We start from the raw sequence: 1,811 nt of genomic DNA on the forward strand, positions 1-1,811 counted from the left end.
CGCTCCAAAACCTGCTTCACCGCCTCTGCCCGGAACTCATCCGTGTACTGCTTGCTGCTCATAAACACCCCTGCTGTTGCCCTGAATTATGGCCTGTGGGTGTCTACAAAAGGTTGGCCGGTCCAGTTTCATCCGCAACCTGGGCCCGTGGCATCATGGGAGCGGGCGTCGGGTGGCGCCTAACAATTCATTCAAGCCGACACCGCTTCGCGGCGCGGCTTAATTCAGGCGTTAGACCTCATGAGACCTATCCGGCCTTGGCGAGAAATGATTGCGGACTGGGCGCCAGAGCTTTCGACCAAGCTTGGCCGACCCGTAGACGTGATCTTAGGCAAGGGCCTTGGAGCCTTGGACTTTGGCGCAAGCTCATCCGTCGAGATTAGGGACCCTGGCGGCATGACTACTCGCATCGAGCTCGCATTCGCCTTGATTCGCCCAGAGCAGAACATTGCGGCCGTGTTCTCGGAGCATTGCGGGTACTTGGAGTTTGATCTCAGGGAGGATTCAGTAGTGGCAGAGATCCGTGAGGAGATCTACACCCACCGGGGAGACCCAGAGAGTGAGGGGTGAATTCAACCACCAAGTGCGACAGTCCTGATCAGGCGCGGATTCGCTGTTCGGGCGTTTCATAGTCGTAGCGCTTCCTCGGTCTGGTATTGAGTTTGTGTGCGATCGCATCGCACTGCTTCTGGGTCAGCTTCGCCATGCTCTTTCCCTTTGGCAGGTACTGGCGAATGAGTCCGTTGGTGTTCTCGTTGGTGCCACGCTGCCAGGGGTGATGGGGACGCGCGAAGTAAACCGTCGCACCCGTAGCGATCTCGATTTCGGCATAGCCATGGAACTCGGTACCGTTGTCCGAGGTGATCGTTAGGCAGGGCAGCGGCGCAGCCTTGATCATCTCGATGACACGGCGGTTCAACGCCTTGGTCGTGCGGTTTGGTAGCTTGCCGATCATCAGGTAGCCGGTGGCGCGCTCGACCAGGGTCACGATGCAGGGTTTCTCCCACGATGCCCCCATGACCGTATCGATTTCCCAGTGGCCAACCTCGAGCCGCGCTTCGATCTCGACAGGCCGCTCCTCGATCATGCGCTTGCCCTGCAGCCTTCCGCGACGCTCCAGCCCGTAGTGCCGCTTACGGCGCTTGTAGCGGCGACGCAGCTCCAGATACAGCGTGCCGCCCGCACGCCAGTCGCGCCGTACGTGTCGGTAGATGGACTGGAAGCTGATCGCAAACTCGTCCTGCCGAAGTACGCCAGCGATCTGCTCGGGACTCCATTGCTGCATCAGCAGCGCCTCGACACGGGCGTACTGCAACGGCGCATGGTGCGGGCCGCGGCGGCTTCGTCGGAGCCGTCCGTTCCGACGCTCCTGGGCCTTGCTGTAGCAGTAGTGTCCGCCCTTGGGGCAGGGCGTCAGGTTGCGCTTGATCTCGCGGTAGATCGTGCTCCTGTGGCGGCCCAGGATCTGGGCGATCTCGGCCACGCTGTGCCTGGTCTTGCTTGCGGAGCTTGGAGATCAGGTATCGTTCGTCTCTGGTGAGCTGGCAGTACTTCATGGTCGGGGCTCCTTTCTTGCCGGATAAGAGTCCCTTCCAGTCTGCCAGCTCACCTCTCCTTTTCGGGGCGCTGGATTTGTCGCACTTAGTCTGGCAATTTCTGGGGCCTAACAATTCATTCAAGCCGACACCGCTTCGCGGCGCGGCTTAATTCAGGCGTTAGGGCCCACATGAGACTCTTTCTACTCCTGCTACTTGCTGCAGTCTGGCCTGCCAGCGCACTCGCTTGCCGTGACATGCCGCAGGAAATGCAAT

General features: G+C 60.1%; 1 pseudogene. It reads right to left on the bottom strand.

Annotation, left to right across the window (positions count from 1 at the left end):
• Window positions 1-598 precede the first annotated feature (598 nt).
• Window positions 599-1,556: pseudogene (locus tag ACW7G5_RS14740) on the bottom strand (IS30 family transposase).
• Between the last annotated feature and the right edge of the window lie 255 nt (window positions 1,557-1,811).

The organism is Luteimonas sp. A501 (genome assembly GCF_054052085.1).